General features: G+C 73.6%; 20 protein-coding genes. 10 read left to right on the plus strand and 10 right to left on the minus strand.

What is annotated here, in order from left to right; genetic code table 11:
- Positions 1 to 69: 69 nt before the first annotated feature.
- The gene (locus HCJ94_RS21870; protein ID WP_168002908.1) at positions 70 to 654 is read left to right on the plus strand and encodes a hypothetical protein; all 585 of its coding nucleotides are present in this window, start codon (positions 70 to 72) and stop codon (positions 652 to 654) included.
- Positions 655 to 745: 91 nt separating this feature from the next.
- Here HCJ94_RS21870 and HCJ94_RS21875 read toward each other — a convergent pair whose 3' ends face one another.
- Positions 746 to 1582, minus strand: a complete 837-nt coding sequence (locus tag HCJ94_RS21875) for an undecaprenyl-diphosphate phosphatase (RefSeq protein ID WP_168002909.1) — start codon at positions 1580 to 1582, stop codon at positions 746 to 748.
- Positions 1579 to 2631 carry an LLM class F420-dependent oxidoreductase gene (locus HCJ94_RS21880; RefSeq protein ID WP_168002910.1) on the minus strand — a complete coding sequence of 351 codons (1053 nt, stop codon included), beginning with the start codon at positions 2629 to 2631 and terminating at the stop codon, positions 1579 to 1581. The genes HCJ94_RS21875 and HCJ94_RS21880 overlap by 4 nt, the downstream gene beginning before the upstream one ends.
- A gap of 191 nt (positions 2632 to 2822) precedes the next feature.
- Here HCJ94_RS21880 and HCJ94_RS21885 point away from each other — a divergent pair, with 191 nt between their 5' ends.
- Positions 2823 to 3794, plus strand: coding sequence for an aldo/keto reductase (locus HCJ94_RS21885; RefSeq protein WP_168002911.1), 972 nt, complete (start codon positions 2823 to 2825; stop codon positions 3792 to 3794).
- 50 nt (positions 3795 to 3844) lie between these two features.
- Here the strand turns inward: HCJ94_RS21885 and HCJ94_RS21890 are convergent, their stop codons facing one another.
- From HCJ94_RS21890 to HCJ94_RS21900, 3 genes are read right to left on the minus strand one after another with little or no spacing between them, the layout of a single operon-like run.
- A complete protein-coding gene (locus tag HCJ94_RS21890; protein WP_168002912.1) occupies positions 3845 to 4756 on the minus strand; it encodes a hypothetical protein in 912 nt (303 codons plus the stop codon).
- A 22-nt stretch (positions 4757 to 4778) separates the two neighbouring features.
- Positions 4779 to 5840, minus strand: a complete 1062-nt coding sequence (locus HCJ94_RS21895; protein ID WP_168002913.1) for a WXG100 family type VII secretion target — start codon at positions 5838 to 5840, stop codon at positions 4779 to 4781.
- Positions 5837 to 6166, minus strand: coding sequence for a hypothetical protein (locus tag HCJ94_RS21900; protein ID WP_168002914.1), 330 nt, complete (start codon positions 6164 to 6166; stop codon positions 5837 to 5839). Before HCJ94_RS21900 ends, HCJ94_RS21895 begins: the two co-directional genes overlap by 4 nt.
- 94 nt (positions 6167 to 6260) lie before the next feature.
- On the opposite strand from HCJ94_RS21900, the gene HCJ94_RS21905 reads away from it, so the two are divergent.
- The 3 genes from HCJ94_RS21905 to HCJ94_RS21915 all read left to right on the plus strand — a co-directional run bounded on the left by HCJ94_RS21905 (position 6261) and on the right by HCJ94_RS21915 (position 7841).
- Positions 6261 to 6683, plus strand: coding sequence for a YbaB/EbfC family nucleoid-associated protein (locus HCJ94_RS21905; RefSeq protein ID WP_168002915.1), 423 nt, complete (start codon positions 6261 to 6263; stop codon positions 6681 to 6683).
- A complete protein-coding gene (locus HCJ94_RS21910; RefSeq protein ID WP_168002916.1) occupies positions 6680 to 7546 on the plus strand; it encodes an SseB family protein in 867 nt (288 codons plus the stop codon). The genes HCJ94_RS21905 and HCJ94_RS21910 overlap by 4 nt, the downstream gene beginning before the upstream one ends.
- Before the next feature lie 103 nt (positions 7547 to 7649).
- Positions 7650 to 7841 carry a DUF5703 family protein gene (locus tag HCJ94_RS21915; RefSeq protein ID WP_088993715.1) on the plus strand — a complete coding sequence of 64 codons (192 nt, stop codon included), beginning with the start codon at positions 7650 to 7652 and terminating at the stop codon, positions 7839 to 7841.
- A gap of 121 nt (positions 7842 to 7962) precedes the next feature.
- On the opposite strand, the gene HCJ94_RS21920 is transcribed toward HCJ94_RS21915, so the two are convergent.
- Together HCJ94_RS21920 and HCJ94_RS21925 are read right to left on the minus strand one after the other, a co-directional pair.
- Positions 7963 to 8619 carry a hypothetical protein gene (locus HCJ94_RS21920; protein WP_168002917.1) on the minus strand — a complete coding sequence of 219 codons (657 nt, stop codon included), beginning with the start codon at positions 8617 to 8619 and terminating at the stop codon, positions 7963 to 7965.
- Positions 8620 to 8674: 55 nt separating this feature from the next.
- Entirely contained in the window at positions 8675 to 10003 is a 1329-nt protein-coding gene (locus tag HCJ94_RS21925) for a M20/M25/M40 family metallo-hydrolase (protein ID WP_168002918.1), read from the minus strand.
- 153 nt (positions 10004 to 10156) lie between these two features.
- On the opposite strand from HCJ94_RS21925, the gene HCJ94_RS21930 reads away from it, so the two are divergent.
- The 3 genes from HCJ94_RS21930 to HCJ94_RS21940 all read left to right on the plus strand — a co-directional run bounded on the left by HCJ94_RS21930 (position 10157) and on the right by HCJ94_RS21940 (position 12106).
- On the plus strand, positions 10157 to 10765 hold the full coding sequence (locus HCJ94_RS21930) for a hemerythrin domain-containing protein (RefSeq protein ID WP_168002919.1): 609 nt from the start codon (positions 10157 to 10159) through the stop codon (positions 10763 to 10765).
- 77 nt (positions 10766 to 10842) lie between these two features.
- Entirely contained in the window at positions 10843 to 11841 is a 999-nt protein-coding gene (locus HCJ94_RS21935) for a LysR family transcriptional regulator (RefSeq protein WP_168002920.1), read from the plus strand.
- 19 nt (positions 11842 to 11860) lie between these two features.
- Complete coding sequence (locus HCJ94_RS21940; protein WP_168002921.1) at positions 11861 to 12106, plus strand: hypothetical protein; 246 nt, start codon at positions 11861 to 11863, stop codon at positions 12104 to 12106.
- 74 nt (positions 12107 to 12180) lie between these two features.
- Here HCJ94_RS21940 and HCJ94_RS21945 read toward each other — a convergent pair whose 3' ends face one another.
- The 3 genes from HCJ94_RS21945 to HCJ94_RS21955 are packed head-to-tail and all read right to left on the minus strand — an operon-like array spanning position 12181 to position 15265.
- Positions 12181 to 12531: a DUF3140 domain-containing protein gene (locus tag HCJ94_RS21945; protein ID WP_168002922.1), complete on the minus strand. Its 351-nt coding sequence runs from the start codon at positions 12529 to 12531 to the stop codon at positions 12181 to 12183.
- On the minus strand, positions 12531 to 12698 hold the full coding sequence (locus HCJ94_RS21950) for a hypothetical protein (protein ID WP_168002923.1): 168 nt from the start codon (positions 12696 to 12698) through the stop codon (positions 12531 to 12533). The genes HCJ94_RS21945 and HCJ94_RS21950 overlap by 1 nt, the downstream gene beginning before the upstream one ends.
- Positions 12699 to 12712: 14 nt before the next feature.
- Positions 12713 to 15265, minus strand: a complete 2553-nt coding sequence (locus HCJ94_RS21955) for an ATP-dependent Clp protease ATP-binding subunit (RefSeq protein ID WP_168002924.1) — start codon at positions 15263 to 15265, stop codon at positions 12713 to 12715.
- Between the two features lie 128 nt (positions 15266 to 15393).
- Between HCJ94_RS21955 and HCJ94_RS21960 the strand changes: the two genes are divergently transcribed.
- Together HCJ94_RS21960 and HCJ94_RS21965 are read left to right on the plus strand one after the other, a co-directional pair.
- Complete coding sequence (locus tag HCJ94_RS21960; RefSeq protein WP_168002925.1) at positions 15394 to 15798, plus strand: hypothetical protein; 405 nt, start codon at positions 15394 to 15396, stop codon at positions 15796 to 15798.
- A 125-nt stretch (positions 15799 to 15923) separates the two neighbouring features.
- Complete coding sequence (locus tag HCJ94_RS21965) at positions 15924 to 16184, plus strand: hypothetical protein (protein WP_168002926.1); 261 nt, start codon at positions 15924 to 15926, stop codon at positions 16182 to 16184.

Here is a 16184-nt window from a genome sequence, read left to right on the forward strand (position 1 = left end):
CGGACGGTGCTCGCTCCCACCCGAATCCCCCTTCGGTGTGGGTGTCGATCCCCCGAATGGAGCTTGGTGATGAACTCGAAGCTGCTGCGTAAGGGTGTTCTCGGTATCGCTGGTCTGGCCTTCGCCTCCGGTGTGGTCGCCGGTCCTGCCACGGCCGCCCCGTCGGTCGAGTCGAAGCCGGTCGCGGTGAGCGTGCAGGCTGACAAGGTGGACAAGGGCACGCTGATCCCGCACGGGACTCAGGGCGAGCAGTCGCGGATCGATCTGGACGACGAGCAGGTCGCGAATGTGAAGGCGATCATCGCGGCGACGAAGAAGGCCGACATGGACGAGCGGGCCGCCGTGGTGGCCATCGCGACCGCGTTGCAGGAGTCGAAGCTGGTGAACCTGGGTCATCTGGGTGAGCGCAACGACCACGACTCGCAGGGCCTGTTCCAGCAGCGTCCCTCCAGCGGGTGGGGCACGGTGGAGCAGATCACCGACCCCGAATACAGCACGATGGCGTTCCTGAAGGGTCTCAAGCAGGTCGACGGCTGGCAGGACATGCCCCTGACCAAGGCCGCCCAGACCGTGCAGATCTCGGCCTACCCCTTCCACTACGCCCAGTGGGAAACCCAGGCCGCCGACCTCGTCGCCAAGCACTGGAACAACTGACAACCGAACACAGGCTTTCCGCACAGGGGAAACACGCCGCTGGCCGGCACCCGAACACGGGTGCCGGCCAGCGGCGTTCTGCGTGGGCGGCTCAGGTGGCGCTGATCGTGCCGGTCAACAGCAGGGCGAGGACCAGGGTGCCCACCGCCACCCGGTACAGCACGAAGACGTACAGGGTGTGGTGCGCGACGTAGCGCAGCAGCCACGCGATGGCCGCGTACCCGACGGCGAACGCGATGATCGTCGCCACGACCATCTGCGCGCCGCTCGGCACCGAGGTGCCCGGCGCCGACGGTTCGAAGACGTCCCCGAGGCTGAAGATGCCCGACATGACCACGGCGGGGATGGCCAGCAGGAACGAGTAGCGGGCCGCCGCCTCCCGGGTCAGGTTGAGCAGCAGGCCGGCGGTGAGCGTGCCGCCGGAGCGCGACACCCCCGGGATCAGGGCCATCGCCTGCGCGAAACCCATCACCACGCCGTCGCGCATCCGGAAGTTCTCCAGGGTGCGCGTCTGCCGGCCCCAGTACTCGGCGAACGCGAGCACGAACGCGAACACGATCAGGGTCGTGGCGACCAGCCACAGGTTCCGGCCGGCGGTACGGATCTGGTCCTTGAACAGGAACCCGAACAACCCGATCGGGATCGAGCCGACGATCACGTACCAGGCCATGCGGTAGTCGAGGCTGGAGCGCACGGACTTGTCCCACAGGCCGACCACCCACGTCCGGGTGATCCGCCAGATGTCCTTGGCGAAGTAGATCAGCACCGCCGCCTCGGTGCCGAGTTGCGTCACCGCGGTGAACGACGCCCCGGCGTCCCGCTCGAAGAAGATCGCCGACGTGATCCGCAGGTGCCCGGAGGAGCTGACCGGCAGGAACTCGGTGAGCCCCTGAACGATGCCCAGGACGATGGCTTCGACCCAGGTCACTCCCCGACTCCCGAGAGGTCCAGCGCCTCGGCGACGGTACGCAACGTCTGCACGCCGCTCTCCTGGTCGGCGGCGAACAGCGTCACCGACAGGGTGGTGACACCGGCGGCCGCGTACTCCCGCATCCGGTCGGCGATGCGCTCCTTCGGGCCGAGCAGCGAGGTGCGGTCGATGAACTCCATCGGCACCGCCGCGGCGGCGTCGCGCTGCCGCTTGGCCAGGTACAGGTCCTGCACCTCGCGGGCGGCGTCGCCGTACCCCATCCGGGTGGCGAGCTGGTTGTAGAAGTTCTGCTGCCGGCTGCCCATGCCGCCGACGTAGAGGGCCGCGTACCAGCGGACCAGCTCGGCGCAGGAGGCGATGTCGTCGCCGACCACGACCGGCACCGACGGCACGACGTCGAACCCGGCCAGGTCCTTGCCGACCTTCGCCCGGCCGGCCCGGACGCTGGCGAGCTGCTCGTCGGCGAACTCGGGCGCGTAGAAGACGGCCAGCCAGCCGTCGGCGATCTCCCCGGCGAGCTCCAGGTTCTTCGGGCCGACGGCGGCCAGGTAGATCGGGATGTGCTCGCGCGGCGGGTGGAAGCCCAGGCGCAGCGCCTTGCCCGGCCCGTCGGGCAGCGGCAGCGTGTAGAACTCGCCGTCGTAGGCGACCTCCTTGCGGGCCACCGCCAGCTTCACGATGTCGACGAACTCGCGGGTCCGGGCGAGGGGCTTGCCGAACCGTACGCCGTGCCAACCCTCCGAGACCTGCGGCCCGGACACGCCCAGGCCCAGCCGGAACCGGCCGCCGGACAGGGCGTCGATGGTCGCCGCGGTCATCGCGGTCATCGCCGGCGTCCGGCCGGGGATCTGCATCACGGCGCTGCCGAGATCGATCCGCTGGGTCTGGCCGGCCATCCAGGCGAGCATGCTCGGCGAGTCGGAGCCGTAGGCCTCCGCCGCCCACACCACCGAGTAGCCGAGCCGGTCCGCCTCCTGGGCCAGGGCCAGGTGGTCGGCCGGTGTGCTCCACGCCGTCTGGTAACCGAGGCTGAGCCCGAGTCGCACTAGTCCTCCCCCATCCGCACCACAGGTCGCACCAGGTTACGCAATGCCCTCGCCGCACCCGATCACCGGCTCACGGAAAACCGGCCCGAGCGGCGGTACGGCGACCCGGACGAGCGGATCCACGGACGTGCCGGCAGACTTGACGGGAGCGAGGATATCGGTGCGGCCCCCGTTGGAAATAAGGTTCACGCATGCAACAGCGACCGCTCGGCCGAAGCGGGCTAGCGGTTTCGCGGCTCGCGCTCGGCACCATGACCTGGGGCCGGGACACCGACGCCGACGATGCGGCCGCCCAGCTGAAGAGCTACCTCGACGCGGGCGGCAACCTGATCGACACCGCCGACGTCTACGGCGACGGCGACGCCGAGTCGGTGATCGGCTCCCTGCTGGGCACCCTGGTCCCCCGTGAGGAGCTGCTGATCGCCACCAAGGCGGGGCTGCGGCCGGGCAGCGGCCGCCGCCGCGACGGCTCCCGCGGGCACCTGCTGCGGACGCTGGACGCCTCGCTGCGCCGGCTCGGCACCGACCACGTCGACCTGTTCCAGGTGCACGGGTACGACCCCGACACGCCGCTCGAGGAGACCCTCGCCGCGCTGGACCACGCGGTGGCCAGCGGGCGGGTCCGCTACGTGGGCGTGTCGAACTTCTCCGGCTGGCAGACCGCGCGGGCCGCCGCGTGGCAGGCCGCCTGGCCCGGCCGCGCCCCGGTCGTCGCCGCGCAGGTGGAGTACTCGCTGCTGGAACGCGGCATCGAGCGGGAGGTCCTGCCGGCCTGCGAGGCGCTCGGCCTGGGCGTCCTGCCCTGGTCGCCGCTCGGTCGGGGGGTGCTCACGGGCAAGTACCGGCACGGCCGCCCCGCCGACTCCCGGGCCGCGTCGCCGCACTTCGAACGGTTCGTCGCCACCTACCTGGAGCCGCGGTGCTCCAGCATCGTGGAGGCGGTCGCCACCGCCGCGGGCGGCCTCGGGGTGTCCCCGATGGAGGTCGCGCTGGCCTGGGTCCGTGACCGGCCGGGCGTGGTCGCGCCGATCCTGGGCGCCCGCACCGTCGGGCAGTTGCTCGGCGCGCTCCAGGTCGAGCGGATGACCCTGCCGGACGAGATCGTGACGGCGCTCGACGACGTCTCGGCGGTGGAGGTCGGCTACCCGGAACGCGACAGCTGACGCACGGCCGGGAGCCGACTCCGGGGCGGGGTGGGCCGTCCGGGCGGGGGTCAGGGCGTCGGACGGTCGCCGGGGACGTCGCGGACGGCCGCGAGGAAACGCGACTGGTCGTCGCGGGTCGCCGGGTTGACGATGCGGATCCACGACCCGTCGTCGAAGACGACGGTCGACGGGAACTGCATGAGCCGGGACCCGCCCTCGGAGTCGATGCGGGCGATCCGCCGCCGCTCGACGCTCCACAGCACCTGCGGCCGGCGGCGGTCCGGCCGGCCCTCGTCGGGCCGGCGGCCCATCCGCAGCAGGAGCAGGTGGGTGTCGGTCACCGCGAGCGGGGTGCCGGTGTAGCGCTCCAGGAACAGCAGCAGGCTGCCGGCGAGGGTGGCGAGGTCGCCGCTGAAGACGTACCGCCGCCGGTAGGCGATCTCGGCGAGTTGGTCGGCCAGCGGGCGGTACCGGCTGAGCCGGAACAGGGTGCGGAAGGCCTCCTGCTCGGGGGTCAGCGGCAGGGGCTCGCGCGGCTCGGCGGGCTGCGGCGGGGCGGGACGCTCCGGCTGGTCACCGGCGGTCTCGGGCAGCCCGGCGGCGACGGCGGCGGCCTTGCCCGGCAGCAGCAGGACGCCGGCGGCGATCCGGACCGGGGTGAGGACCGCCTCCACCCAGGCCACCGGGTTGGCGATATTGAGCAGCCCGAACAGGGCACGGGGGTCGAGGGCCTCGGCGACCTCGGTGCCGACGCGGTCGGCGAACTGGCTGCCCGCCCGGTGCGTCTCCGGCGTGCGGACCGGCGCCAGGCCGACGTAACGGAGCTCCTGGTCGGGCACAAGCGGAGCGACCAGGGCGCGCTCTGGTTCGTCGCTGGTGCGGAACTCGTCGCGCAGCTCGCGGGCCTTGTCCCGGGCGGCCCGGGCGCCGCCGAGCACCGCGTCGGTCAGGCGGCCGAGTCGACCTCGTGCTGCGGTCACGCCGTACCTCCTCGATCGGCCCTCACCGGCCGGCCGGTTGCGTCGCGGGCGGCTGCCCGAAGACATTCTGGTCGATCCAGTCCGCGCCGTCCCGCACCGCCTCGTCGACCCGGTCGCCAACCTGGTCCATCCCCGGCACGGAGAGGCCGCTGACCACGGCCACGCTGCCCCAGGTGACACCGTGCACCACCGAGTTGGGGACGTTCCACGGCAGGTTGGTGGCCCAGTCCCGGCCGATCATCCGCGCCCCGTCGCCGAGGCCGTGCGCCCGCAGCGCGCCGAGGCGCTCGACGGTGCTCATGTCGAACGGCGACCCGGACTTGCCGAGCTTCCAAGTGCCCTTCGTCGGGTCGAGGAACTTGTGGAACCACTTGTCGGCCTCGCCGGCGGCGCGCCGCTTGTCGGCGTACTTCATGCCGGTGCGCAGGGCCTTCTGCTTGTCGACCAGCTTGTCCAGGTGGTTGCGCAGCCTGCGCAGGTAGTACAGGACCCGTTGCAGCAGCTTGATGACCTTCTGCAGGTGGGCGGCGAGGGGCCGGATCACCTTGAGCATCCGGGCGAGGGCGATCATGCCCCGGGTGACCCCGAGGGCCAGCCCCGCCGCCCAGGACGCGCCGGCGGTGAACGGCGCCATCAGCAGCGCGGTCACCAGCGTGACAAGCAGGAAGTTGACGAACTCGACGCAGATGTCGACCAGCACGTCGTGGACGGTCTGCAGGGCGTCGGCCGTGCCGCGCAGGTACTCGGCCGTGGCGGCGAACTGCTCGGCCACGTCCAGCAGCTGCTGCTCCACCTCGGCCAGGCGCGTGCCGTACGCCTCGCCGGCGGGCGAGCGCCAGCCGGCCTGCTCGGCCTCGCGGACACCGCGGTGGCCCATGGCCAGCTCGCGCACCTCGGCGGCGAGCGCGTCCCACTCGGAGGCCTTGGCGCGCAGCGCGGCCGGCTCGCCGTCGACGAGGTCGACGAGCTGGATCAGCGGCCAGGCCAGGGTGCGGCAGACACTGTCCACCGCGCGGTCCACTCCGGACAGAGCGTTGTCGAGCCCGTTCCACAGCTCGACGGCGGTGCCGGCGGGCCCGCTCACCGGGCCATCCCGCTGCCGATCGCGCGGAAGCCCGCGTCGATGTCCTGCTCGTTGCGCTCGTACGTCTCCGCCGTCGCGCCCAGCGCGGTGCCGACCCGCTCGAACGCGTCGCGGCCGGAACGGAACAGCTCCATCCCGCCGCTGACCTGTTCCGCGTACGTGGCGCGGAGGATGTCGCTGGCGAACGGCAGGTGGCCGAACGCGTCGTCGGGCAGGTCGCCCGCGGACACGACCCGGCTCTCCAGCGCGCCGAGCGACGCGGCGACCCGTTTCGCCGCCGCCTCCAACCGTCGTACCGCCTGCACGTCGACGTCGATGTCCGCCAAGCCGTCCTCCCCCACCGTCGCGGCGCCCCGACGATACGATCACGCGGCCGCCGACCGCCACCCCGGTCGGTGCCGCGCAGGGGGAAGGTTTCGCATGAGTGACCCGCTGTCCGCGTTCGACGCGCTCGCCGGACGGATCGCCGACATCCAACGCCGTTTCGCCGGGCTCCAGGAGGATCTGGCCGAGCTCAGTGGCACCGCCACCGACGACTCCGGGCTGGTCACGGCCACTGTGGACGCCGCCGGGGAGCTGACGGGCGTGACCTTCGCGCCCGCCGCGCTCCGTGCCGGCACGGAGGAGCTCGCGGCGATGGTGCTGGCCGCGTACCGGCAGGCCCGCTCGGCGGCGGCGGAGCAGCTCACCGACCGGACCGAGGGACTGGAGGCGACGCTCGGCGCGGGTCTCGGCGGCCTGTTCGGCGCGCCCGGCGACTTCTCCGCGGAGGGCCGCCGGCTGGAGGAGGCCATCGAACGGCTCGGCCGCCTGGACGGGCGGCTGCCGGGGCCGCCGGCATGACGTCGGGCTGGCCCGACCTGGTCGCCCGCCTGCACGACACGCTGGGCCGGTGCGGCCGGGACACCGACCTGGACCTCGCCGCCGGGGACCGTCGGCTGCGCCTGATGGTGCGGCGGGACACCGTCCGCGGGGTGTGCCCGGGGTACGACGCGGGACGGCTGGCCGGTCTCGGCTGGCAGCCGCCCGGCGCCCGCGGCGGCTGGTGGTTCGAGACACCGCGTACCCCGCCCGCGCTGCGCTGGTGGAGCGACTTCGCGGTGCGGACCGCGGCGGCGGTGCTGACCGACGACCCGGACGCGCTCTCCTGCCGGGTGGCACCACCGGCCGTTCCCCCGCAGGGTCCGGAGCCGGCGCGTGACGGCGCCGAGCCGGCGCGTGACGGCGCGGAGCCGACCGCTGCGGGCCGGGACGACGGGAGCCCCGACATCGCCGGGCCGGTGGCCGGGAAGCCGGCCGGCGGTGGTGGCGAGCGGCCCGGGTGGCCGGCGGCGGACGGGGCGGTCCGGGAGCGCCTGGTGGCGGCCGCCGGGCGCCGGGACCTGGCCGGCTACCTGGCGGTGCTCGCCGGGGCGGTGGTGTGCGTGCCGCTGACCGCGGAACCGTCCCCGGAGCGGGGCTTCCCCTGGGCGGTCGTCACCGACCCCGACGGGGCGCCGCTGCTGCCGGTGTTCACCTCGCCGGAGGCGCTGACCGCGTTCGCCGGGCCGGGGGTGCCGTTCGTGGCCGTACCCTGCGCCGAGCTGTTCGCGGACTGGCCGGACGGGCGGTGGGGGCTGGCGGTGGACGCCGGCAGCCCGGCCGCCGTCACGCTGGCCGCGCCGGCGCTGGCCGCGCTGCTGGCGGCGAACGTCCCCACCGCGTGAGCCCGCTCGGGCGGGCGCGGGTGCGGCGGTCCGCCGGGCACGGCGGCGCGGGTCACCCGCCGGGGGGTGGCGCCGGGCCGCCGGGCTGGGCAGCATAGTTCCCATGGACTACGAATACGCGCCGCTGCGGTTGCCGCCGAATGTCGACCGGTTGACCGCCGCGGCGCAGCTGGCGATCCAGGCGGAGTTCTCCGGCTGGGAGTTGGCCCGGGTGCGGCTGTTCCGGGACGGGACGCGGCAGGTCATGCTGCGCCGTCGGCGGATCAACCAGCCGCAGCCGGGCCTGTCGTACTGACGGGGCCGAACCCGGCCGCCGTACGCCGGTGGCCCCCACCGCGCCCGGGGTCCGGGCCGTCCGGCCGGTCCCCCGGGCGTCGCCGCCTGACCGGTTTGCACGCCGGTCCGGCGGGGCGTGTTCAGTGGGCGTGGTCGTGCTCCTCGTCCTCGAGCTCCAGGAACGGGTGCTCGTCGAGCCGGCCGACGAGGCGGTCGTCGGGGGCCGGCTGGAAGGGGCCGACCGCGTCGTCGTCGTCGAACGACTCCAGGTCGACCGGGGCGCTGACCTCGCTGACCATCACGACGCCGTCGAGCGGCTCCAGCTCCGGGACGTCCAGCGCGGCGAGCGAACCGTCCCCGCTCTGGAGCAGCTCCAGCACCGCCTCGCCGACGCCCTCGACGGGAGCGGGCTCGTCGTCGGCGGGGGTGCCCGCGCGGCGGGCCGCCTCGGCGGCGCGGATGAGCGACGAGACGCTCGGCACCCGGTAGTCGCGCCGCTGGCGCACCGAGATGACGTGCGGGTGCGGGTCGGTCGCCTCGACCCCTTCGAGGCCGGCGAACCGCTGGTCGGCCTCGTCCGGGTCGATCGACTCCACGTCCCAGGGGGTGACCTCGCCGAAGGCGTCCATCAGTTGCTCGTCGTAGGCGTACGACGCGTTGTTCAACGCCACGTACGCCTGCCAGACGTCGTCGTCGTCGATGCGGCCCTGCGCGGCGCGTACGGCGGCCAGGTGGTGGCGGGCCGCTTCGATGACGCGTTCGAGGGCGGCATCCAGCTCACCGTGCTGGTCGGTCATGTGTGGAATTCCCTTCGATGTTCGGGGAGGTACCGCGCCGGGAACCGGACGCGGGTCAGCAGGTGCGGAGGAACCGGTCGAGAACCCGCACGCCGAACTGTAGTCCGTCCACCGGAACCCGCTCGTCGATGCCGTGGAACAGCGCCGAGAAGTTCAGGTCGGCCGGCAGCCGCAGCGGCGCGAAACCGAAGCAGCGGATCCCGAGCTGGGAGAACGCCTTCGCGTCGGTGCCGCCGGAGAGCATGTAGGGCACCGGCCGGGCTCCGGGGTCCTCGGCGCGCAGCGCGGCGCACATCGCCTCCACCAGGTCGCCGTCGAAGGTGGTCTCCAGTGCCGGCTGGCGCTGGACGTACTCGATGGCGATGTCCGGGCCGACCAGCTCGCGCAGCTGCCGCTCCAGCAGCTCGGACTGGCCCGGGAGGCTGCGGCAGTCGATGGTGGCGGTGGCCCGCCCCGGGATCACGTTGTCCTTGTACCCGGCGGCGAGGCGGGTGGGGTTGGCGGTGTTGCGGATGGTGGCGCCGACGATGTTGGCGATCGGGCCGAGCTTGGCGATGGCCGTCTCCGGGTCGTCCGGGTCGAGCTCGATGCCGAGCACCTCCGACACCTGCTCCAGGAACGCCCGCACCGTGTCGGTGACGACGATCGGGAAGCGGTGCCGGCCGACGCGGGCGACGGCCTCGGCGAGGGCCGTGACGGCGTTGTCGTCGTGCATCATCGAGCCGTGGCCGGGGCGGCCCTTCGCGTGCAGGCGCAGCCAGTCGATGCCCTTCTGGGCGGTCTCGATCAGGTAGAGCCGCCGGTTCTCGTCGACCGAGTACGAGAAGCCGCCGACCTCGCCGATCGCCTCGGTGCAGCCGTCGAAGAGGTCCGGGTGCCGCTCCACCAGGAAGTGCGCGCCGTAGTCGCTGCCGGCCTCCTCGTCGGCGGTGTACGCGAGCACGATGTCGCGGGGCGGGCGGACGCCGGTGCGCTGCCAGTGCCGGACGACCGCGAGCACCATCGCGTCGAAGTCCTTCATGTCGATGGCGCCCCGGCCCCACAGGTAGCCGTCGCGCAGCTCACCGGAGAACGGGTGCACCGACCACTCGTCGGCGTCGGCGGGCACCACGTCCAGGTGGCCGTGCACGAGCAGGGCGGGGCGGGCCGGGTCGGCGCCGGGGATGCGGGCGACCACGTTCGCCCGGCCCGGAACCGATTCGTGGAGGACCGACTCCACGCCGACCTCGGCGAGCTTCTCCGCCACGTACTCGGCCGCGCGGCGCTCGCCGGCGCTGGTGTCGTTGTCGCCGGTGTTGGTGGTGTCGATGCGCAGCAGGTCCCGGCAGAGGTCGACGACCTCGTCGGTGGGCGAGGGGTGGGCGGAGGCGGCGTCGGTCGTCATTGCCTCTTCATACCAGCCGCGCGGCCCGGTCCGGTCGGCCCGGGTCGGCCGCCGGAGTGGGCGCCCACCCGCGGGCGGTTTCGTGAGACGGGCGATGGGGTACCGGCGGTCGGCGACCGCATCCCCGTGCTCCGCCGCCTGAGGGAGGGCACCATGACCGTTCCCCTGCCCCCGCTGCCGCCCACCGGCGAGGACGAGCGCTACCGGCCGGGCGGGCGCAGCGTCGCCGATATCGTCGACGGCGAGCACCGGCAGTTGTGGGAGCTGGTGCGGCGGCTGACCGACCCCGATCCGGAGCCGGCCCCCGAGGGGGGTCTGGACGTGCTCACCGCGGCGCTGTCGCGGCACCTGTCCGCCGAGGAGCAGTACCTGCTGCCGGCCGTCCGGGCCGCCCGCCCGGCGGACAGCGAGCGGGTCGACCGGGTGATCGAGGCGGACGGCGTGCTGCTCGCCGCGCTCAAGGGGCTGACGGCCGGCGGGCTCGCCGACGTCGCCGAGCGGGTACGCCGGCACGTCGAGGAGGTGGGCGCGCTGGTGCGGGGCCTGCGGGAGGTGGCCACCACCGAGGAGCTGATCCGGCTGGGCAACCGCCTGGAGATCGCCGAGGAGGCGGCGCCGACCCGGCCCCATCCGGGCACCCCGGCCACGCCGCCGTGGAACCGGATCGTCGAGCCGGCCGTCGGCGTCGTGGACAAGCTGCGCGACGCGGTGACCGGGCGGCCCACGTACCTGGGTGATCTGGCGGAGCCGACGCACGAGTGAGTGGTCCTGCACACATCGCAAATCGTTGATCCCTCCGAACCCTTCCCCCGGCCGCCACGCCGCCCTACCGTCTGTCTATGAACCTGGAGCTCCGCCACCTCCGGGTGGTCTGCGCGATCGCCGAGACGGGCAGCGTGACCAAGGCGGCCTCGACGCTCGGCCTGGCACAGCCGGCGCTCACCGCCCAGCTCCAGCGCATCGAGCGCACCCTGGGTGGGCCGCTGTTCGAGCGCGACCGGCGCGGCGCCCGCCCCACCGCGCTGGGCGAGCTGGTGCTCGCCCGGGCCCGGGTGCTGCTGCCGGCGATGAAGGGCCTGCAGGACGAGGCGGCCCGGCTGGCCGGCGCCGGGGACGCGCCGCGCCGGTACCGGTTCGGCGGGGTCAACAGCCCCATCCTCGGCCGGCTGGTGCACCGGCTCGCCGCCGAGCAGCCGCACGCGCAGATCACCACGTACGCCTCGTGGTCGGTGGACGAGCTGGCCCAGCTCGTCGCCGGCGGGCGGCTGGACTTCGCGCTCACCGGGGTCTGCGGGGACTCCTCCCCGTCGGGCGAGTTCGGGCTGTGCTGGCGGGAGGTGTCGATCGACCCGGTGCACGTGCTGCTGCCGGAGACCCATCCCCTGGCCGACCGGGACGAGATCCGCCTGGAGGACCTGCGCCACGAGCAGTGGGTGGCCGCGCCGGGCGACGGCTGCTTCGGGGACTGTTTCGCCGCCGCCTGCGCCCGCGCCGGGTTCACCCCCCGGAAGGTGTACGAGGCGGACGTGCGCGGCTGCCTGGACCTGGTGGACGCGGGCGAGGCGATCGCCCTGTGCCAGGCCACCTTCCGTCCGGTCGCCGGCCTGGTGACCCGGCGGCTGGCGGGGATCCCGCTGCGGTGGCGGCTGATGCTCGGCTGGCACCCGGACGCCCCGGCCGCCCGCGTCGCCGACCTGGTGCTGGAGACGGCGCTGGCCGCGTACACCGACTCGCTGGCGGCGCACCCGGCCTACCTGGCCTGGCTGCTGCGCAACCCCGGGTTCGGGGCCCGGGGTCCGGCGGCCGCCGGACCGGTCGCCGGGGTGCGAACGGCGTGACGCCGGGTATCAGGCGGGCATGACCGATCTGTACACCGCCGCCGACGACCGCGAGATCCTGCGCCAGGCGGCCGCCGCGCACACCGCCGCTGCCCAGGACGTGGAGGCCTTCCTGCGGCGCCTGCCCGAGGTGCCCGACCCGGCCGCCGTCACCGAGTACGCCAATCTGCTCACCCGGGAGGAGCGCACCCGGGCCGACCGGGAGGCCGCCGCCGACGCGGTGGGCCTGACGATCGCCAGCCTGGAGTCCGACCAGGGTCGCTGACCCGGGGCACGCGATCATGAAGTTGTCGTCACGACACGCGTGACGACAACTTCATGACGGGTTCCGCGGTCCGCTCAGCGTTCCACGAGGACGTCGTGACCCAGGTCCAGGAGGGAGTGCCGCCACTCGTCGTCGGCGTTGCCCCGGGCTGGTTTGGCGTCCATCAGGTCCTGGATCAGGTCGAGCGTGTCGCGCATCGTCTGGATGTCGTCCGGGGTGAGGTCCGTCTTGCGCTTGCCCAGGATGCGCAGGATGTGCCGACCGGGCTCGGGCAGGTCGAGATCGGGGTCCGGACCGAACGCCTCCTCGCCGGAGCCCCGGGTGAGCAGCCACTGCCGCAGCTTCTCGGACGGCATGTTCACCTGCTCGTGGAAGGCCTCCCAGAGTTCCTCCACCTCGGGTTCGACCCGCTGGTCGCGTACCATCAGCCCTCCTCTCGCCAGCGGCGGTCGGCCGCCGCCGGGTCCGGCTCGTCGGCCTGCTGGCCCAGGCCCTCCGGCGGCACCTGCACCCGGGCGGGGTTCGCCGTGGGTGGCGCCACGATCGGTTCGGTCGGTTCGGTGTCTTCCCGGCTCTCCTCCGGTTCGGTCATCGCCCGCCTCCGGCTCATCGAGGGTGCGAGGTCGTGGCGGCGGTGTAGCCGCGCTCGCCCTCGCGGACGTCGATGGTGAGCTGCCCGTCACGGGCGTCCACGATGACCTTCTGGCCGGGCGAGACCGCCGACTCGAGCAGCATCCGGGAGAGCCGGTTGTCCACCTCCCGCTGGATAACCCGGCGCAGCGGCCGGGCGCCGAACTCCGGCTGGTAGCCGTGCTCGGCCAGCCAGTCGATGCCGGCGGTGGTGAAGTCCACCTGGATGTCCTGCGCGTGCAGCCGCCGGCGGGTGTCCTCCAGCAGCAGCTCGGTGATCTGGCGCAGCTGCTCGGCTTCGAGGCGGCGGAAGATGATGACCTCGTCGATGCGGTTGAGGAACTCCGGCCGGAAGTTCTCCTGGAGCCGGCGCATGAGCCGCTCCCGCAGCTCGTCGCTCTCCCCGCCGCCCTCCGCGCCGGCGCCGAAGCCGACCGCCCGCTGGGTGCCGGTGATCAGCTCCGAGCCGAGGTTGCTCGTCATGATGAGTACGGTGTTCTTGAAGTTCACCGTACGGCCCTGGCTGTCGGTGAGCCGTCCGTCGTCGAGCACCTGGAGCAGGATGTTGAACACGTCCGGGTGCGCCTTCTCGATCTCGTCCAGCAGCACCACCGCGTACGGTCGACGGCGCACCGCCTCGGTCAGCTGGCCGGCCTCCTCGTACCCGACGTAGCCGGGTGGCGCGCCGACGAGCCGGCTGACGGTGTGCCGCTCCTGGAACTCGCTCATGTCGACCCGGACCATCCGGTCGGCCTCCCCGAACAGCGCCTCGGCGAGCGCCCGCGCCAGCTCCGTCTTGCCGACGCCGGTCGGGCCGAGGAACAGGAAGCTGCCCATCGGCCGGTTCGGGTCGGCCAGGCCGGTCCGCGAGCGGCGCACCGCCTCGGCCACGGCGGAGACGGCGTCGTCCTGGCCGACGACCTTCTCGTGCAGGTAGCCCTCCAGCCGCAGCAGCCGGTCCCGTTCCTCCTCGGTGAGCTGGTTGACCGGGATGCCGGTGGCCCGGGACACCACCTCGGCGATCTCCTTCGGGCCGACCTCCGGCACCTGGTTGCCGGCCCCCTCGTCGCCGCGGGCGCGGCGGATCTGCTCCTCCAGCTCGGCCAGGCGGTCCCGCAGCGCGGACGCCTTCTCGTACTGCTCGTCGGCGACGGCCTGCTCCTTGTCCCGGCGTACCTCGTCGAGCTGCTGCTCCAGCTCCCGCACGTCGGAGGCCGGTGTGCGGGTGCGCAGGCGGACCCGGGCGCCGGCCTGGTCAATGAGGTCGATGGCCTTGTCGGGCAGGTAGCGGTCGGTGATGTAGCGGTCGGACAGTTCGGCGGCGGCGACCAGGGCCTCGTCGGTGAACCGGACCTGGTGGTGGGCCTCGTAGCGGTCGCGCAGGCCGCGCAGGATCGCCACGGTGTCCTCGACGGTCGGTTCGGGTACGAAGACCGGCTGGAAGCGGCGGGCCAGCGCGGCGTCCTTCTCGATGCTCTTGCGGAACTCGTCCAACGTGGTCGCGCCGATCACCCGCAGCTCACCGCGCGCCAGCGCCGGCTTGAGCATGTTGGACGCGTCCATGCCGCCCTCGCTGCCGGCGCCGCCCGCTCCGACCAGGGTGTGGATCTCGTCGAGGAAGACGATCAGTTCCTCCTTGTGCGACCGGATCTCGTCGATGACCTTCTTCAGCCGCTCCTCGAAGTCGCCGCGGTACCGGGTGCCGGCGACCAGGCCGGCGAGGTCGAGCTGGATCACCCGCTTGCCGAGCAGGGTCTGCGGCACGTCGCCGTCGCAGATGCGCTCGGCGAGGCCCTCCACGATCGCGGTCTTGCCGACGCCGGCCTCGCCGATCAGGACCGGGTTGTTCTTGGTCCGCCGGGACAGGATCTCCACCGCCTGCTCGATCTCGTCGGCCCGCCCGATCACCGGGTCGATCTGGTCGTTGCGGGCGAGGTCGGTCAGGTCCTGCCCGTACTGGTCGAGGGTCGGGGTGCCCCGGTCGGGCCGCGGGCCGGCCATCGGCCCACGCTCGGCGTTGGCAGCCTGCAGCGACTCGGGCTGGATGCGGCCGGCGGCGAGCATCCGCCCGGCCGGCGACTCCGGGTTCAGCGGCAACGCCATCAGGATGTGCTCGGGGCCGATGTAGTTGGCGCCCATCGCCCGGGAGAGCTGGTGGGCGTCCAGCAGCGCCCGCTTGGCGGCGGGGGTGAGCGACAGGTTCGGCGGGACCTCGCCGCCGGGCGCGCCGTCGCCGCGCCCGCCGAGGGCGTTGACCAGGGTGTCCGGGTCGGCGCCGGCCCGCCGCACCAGGTCGCGCAGCGGTTCGCGTTGCAGGGCGGCCCAGAGCAGGTGGTCAGTGTCCAGGTCGTTGCTGTGCTTCTGGGCGGCCCGCCGGGCGGCGTCGGCGAGCATCTCCCGGGCGTCGGCGGTCATCAGACGGGTGATGTCGACCCGGTGCGCGGGTCGGCGCCCACCCTCGCCCCGGCCGAAGTACCGGGCCAGGAACTCGTCCCAGGGATCGGTGCCGAAGTCGCCGGGTCCCATCATCTCTGTCCTCCGCTGCTCGGGCGCGGCACGGTCGCCAGGGGCTACCCGGCGGTCGCCCGGACAAACGCCGCCGGGTGCCACGCCGGGGGTGCACGGGTCGCGGGTGCCGCGGGTGGCAGGCTGGCGGCATGGACGCGACACCGTTGCTGATCGTGGACGCCGCCAACGTGGTCGGGTCCCGGCCGAACGGGTGGTGGCGGGACCGGGCCGGGGCCACCACCCGGCTGCGGGACAGCCTCGTTGCGCTGGCCGCCTCCGGTGTCCCGCCGGAGCTGCCGCCGCCGGTGGAGGTGGTGCTGGTGGTGGAGGGGGCCGCCCGGGAGGTGACGCCGGTGCCGGGGGTACGGGTGGTGGCCGCCGACCGCTCCGGCGACGACGCCGTGGTCGACCTGGTGGCGGCGGCCCCGCGGCGCCGCCGGGTGGTCGTCACCGCCGACCGTGAGCTGCGGGAACGCGTGCGGGAGCGGGGCGCTGAGGTGTACGGCCCACGGTGGTTGACCGACCGGGACACCCATCCTCGGGAGTCCCATTAATCGGACTCCCGGCGCGTCCGGGTGGCAACCGGTCAGTAGGGAAGGAACACTGACAGGGCGGATGTTCTCTCCCCGGGGCCGATAGGCTCTAATGGAGACCTCCCCCGCCCCCAGGAGGTTCCGCCGTGGCGAGCGTCGCCGAGCTCAAGGCAGCCATCGATGTCGCGCTCCAACAGATCGGCGACGGCCAGAGTGCCGTGCAGGCGGCCGGTGAGAAGCTGGCCGAGGCGCAGCAGACCCTGGCCGGCGCGCTGGAGGGCAGCGGGCACGAGACGGTCGAGGCCGCGCAGGCCTCGCTGACGCAGGCCGGCCAGGAGTTGGAGGAGTGCCTCGCCGCGACGCTCGTCGCGGTCGAGCAGGCGCAGCTGTACGTCGCGACCCTCTGA

Source organism: Micromonospora thermarum, assembly GCF_012034245.1.
GTDB classification, from domain to species: domain Bacteria; phylum Actinomycetota; class Actinomycetes; order Mycobacteriales; family Micromonosporaceae; genus Micromonospora; species Micromonospora thermarum.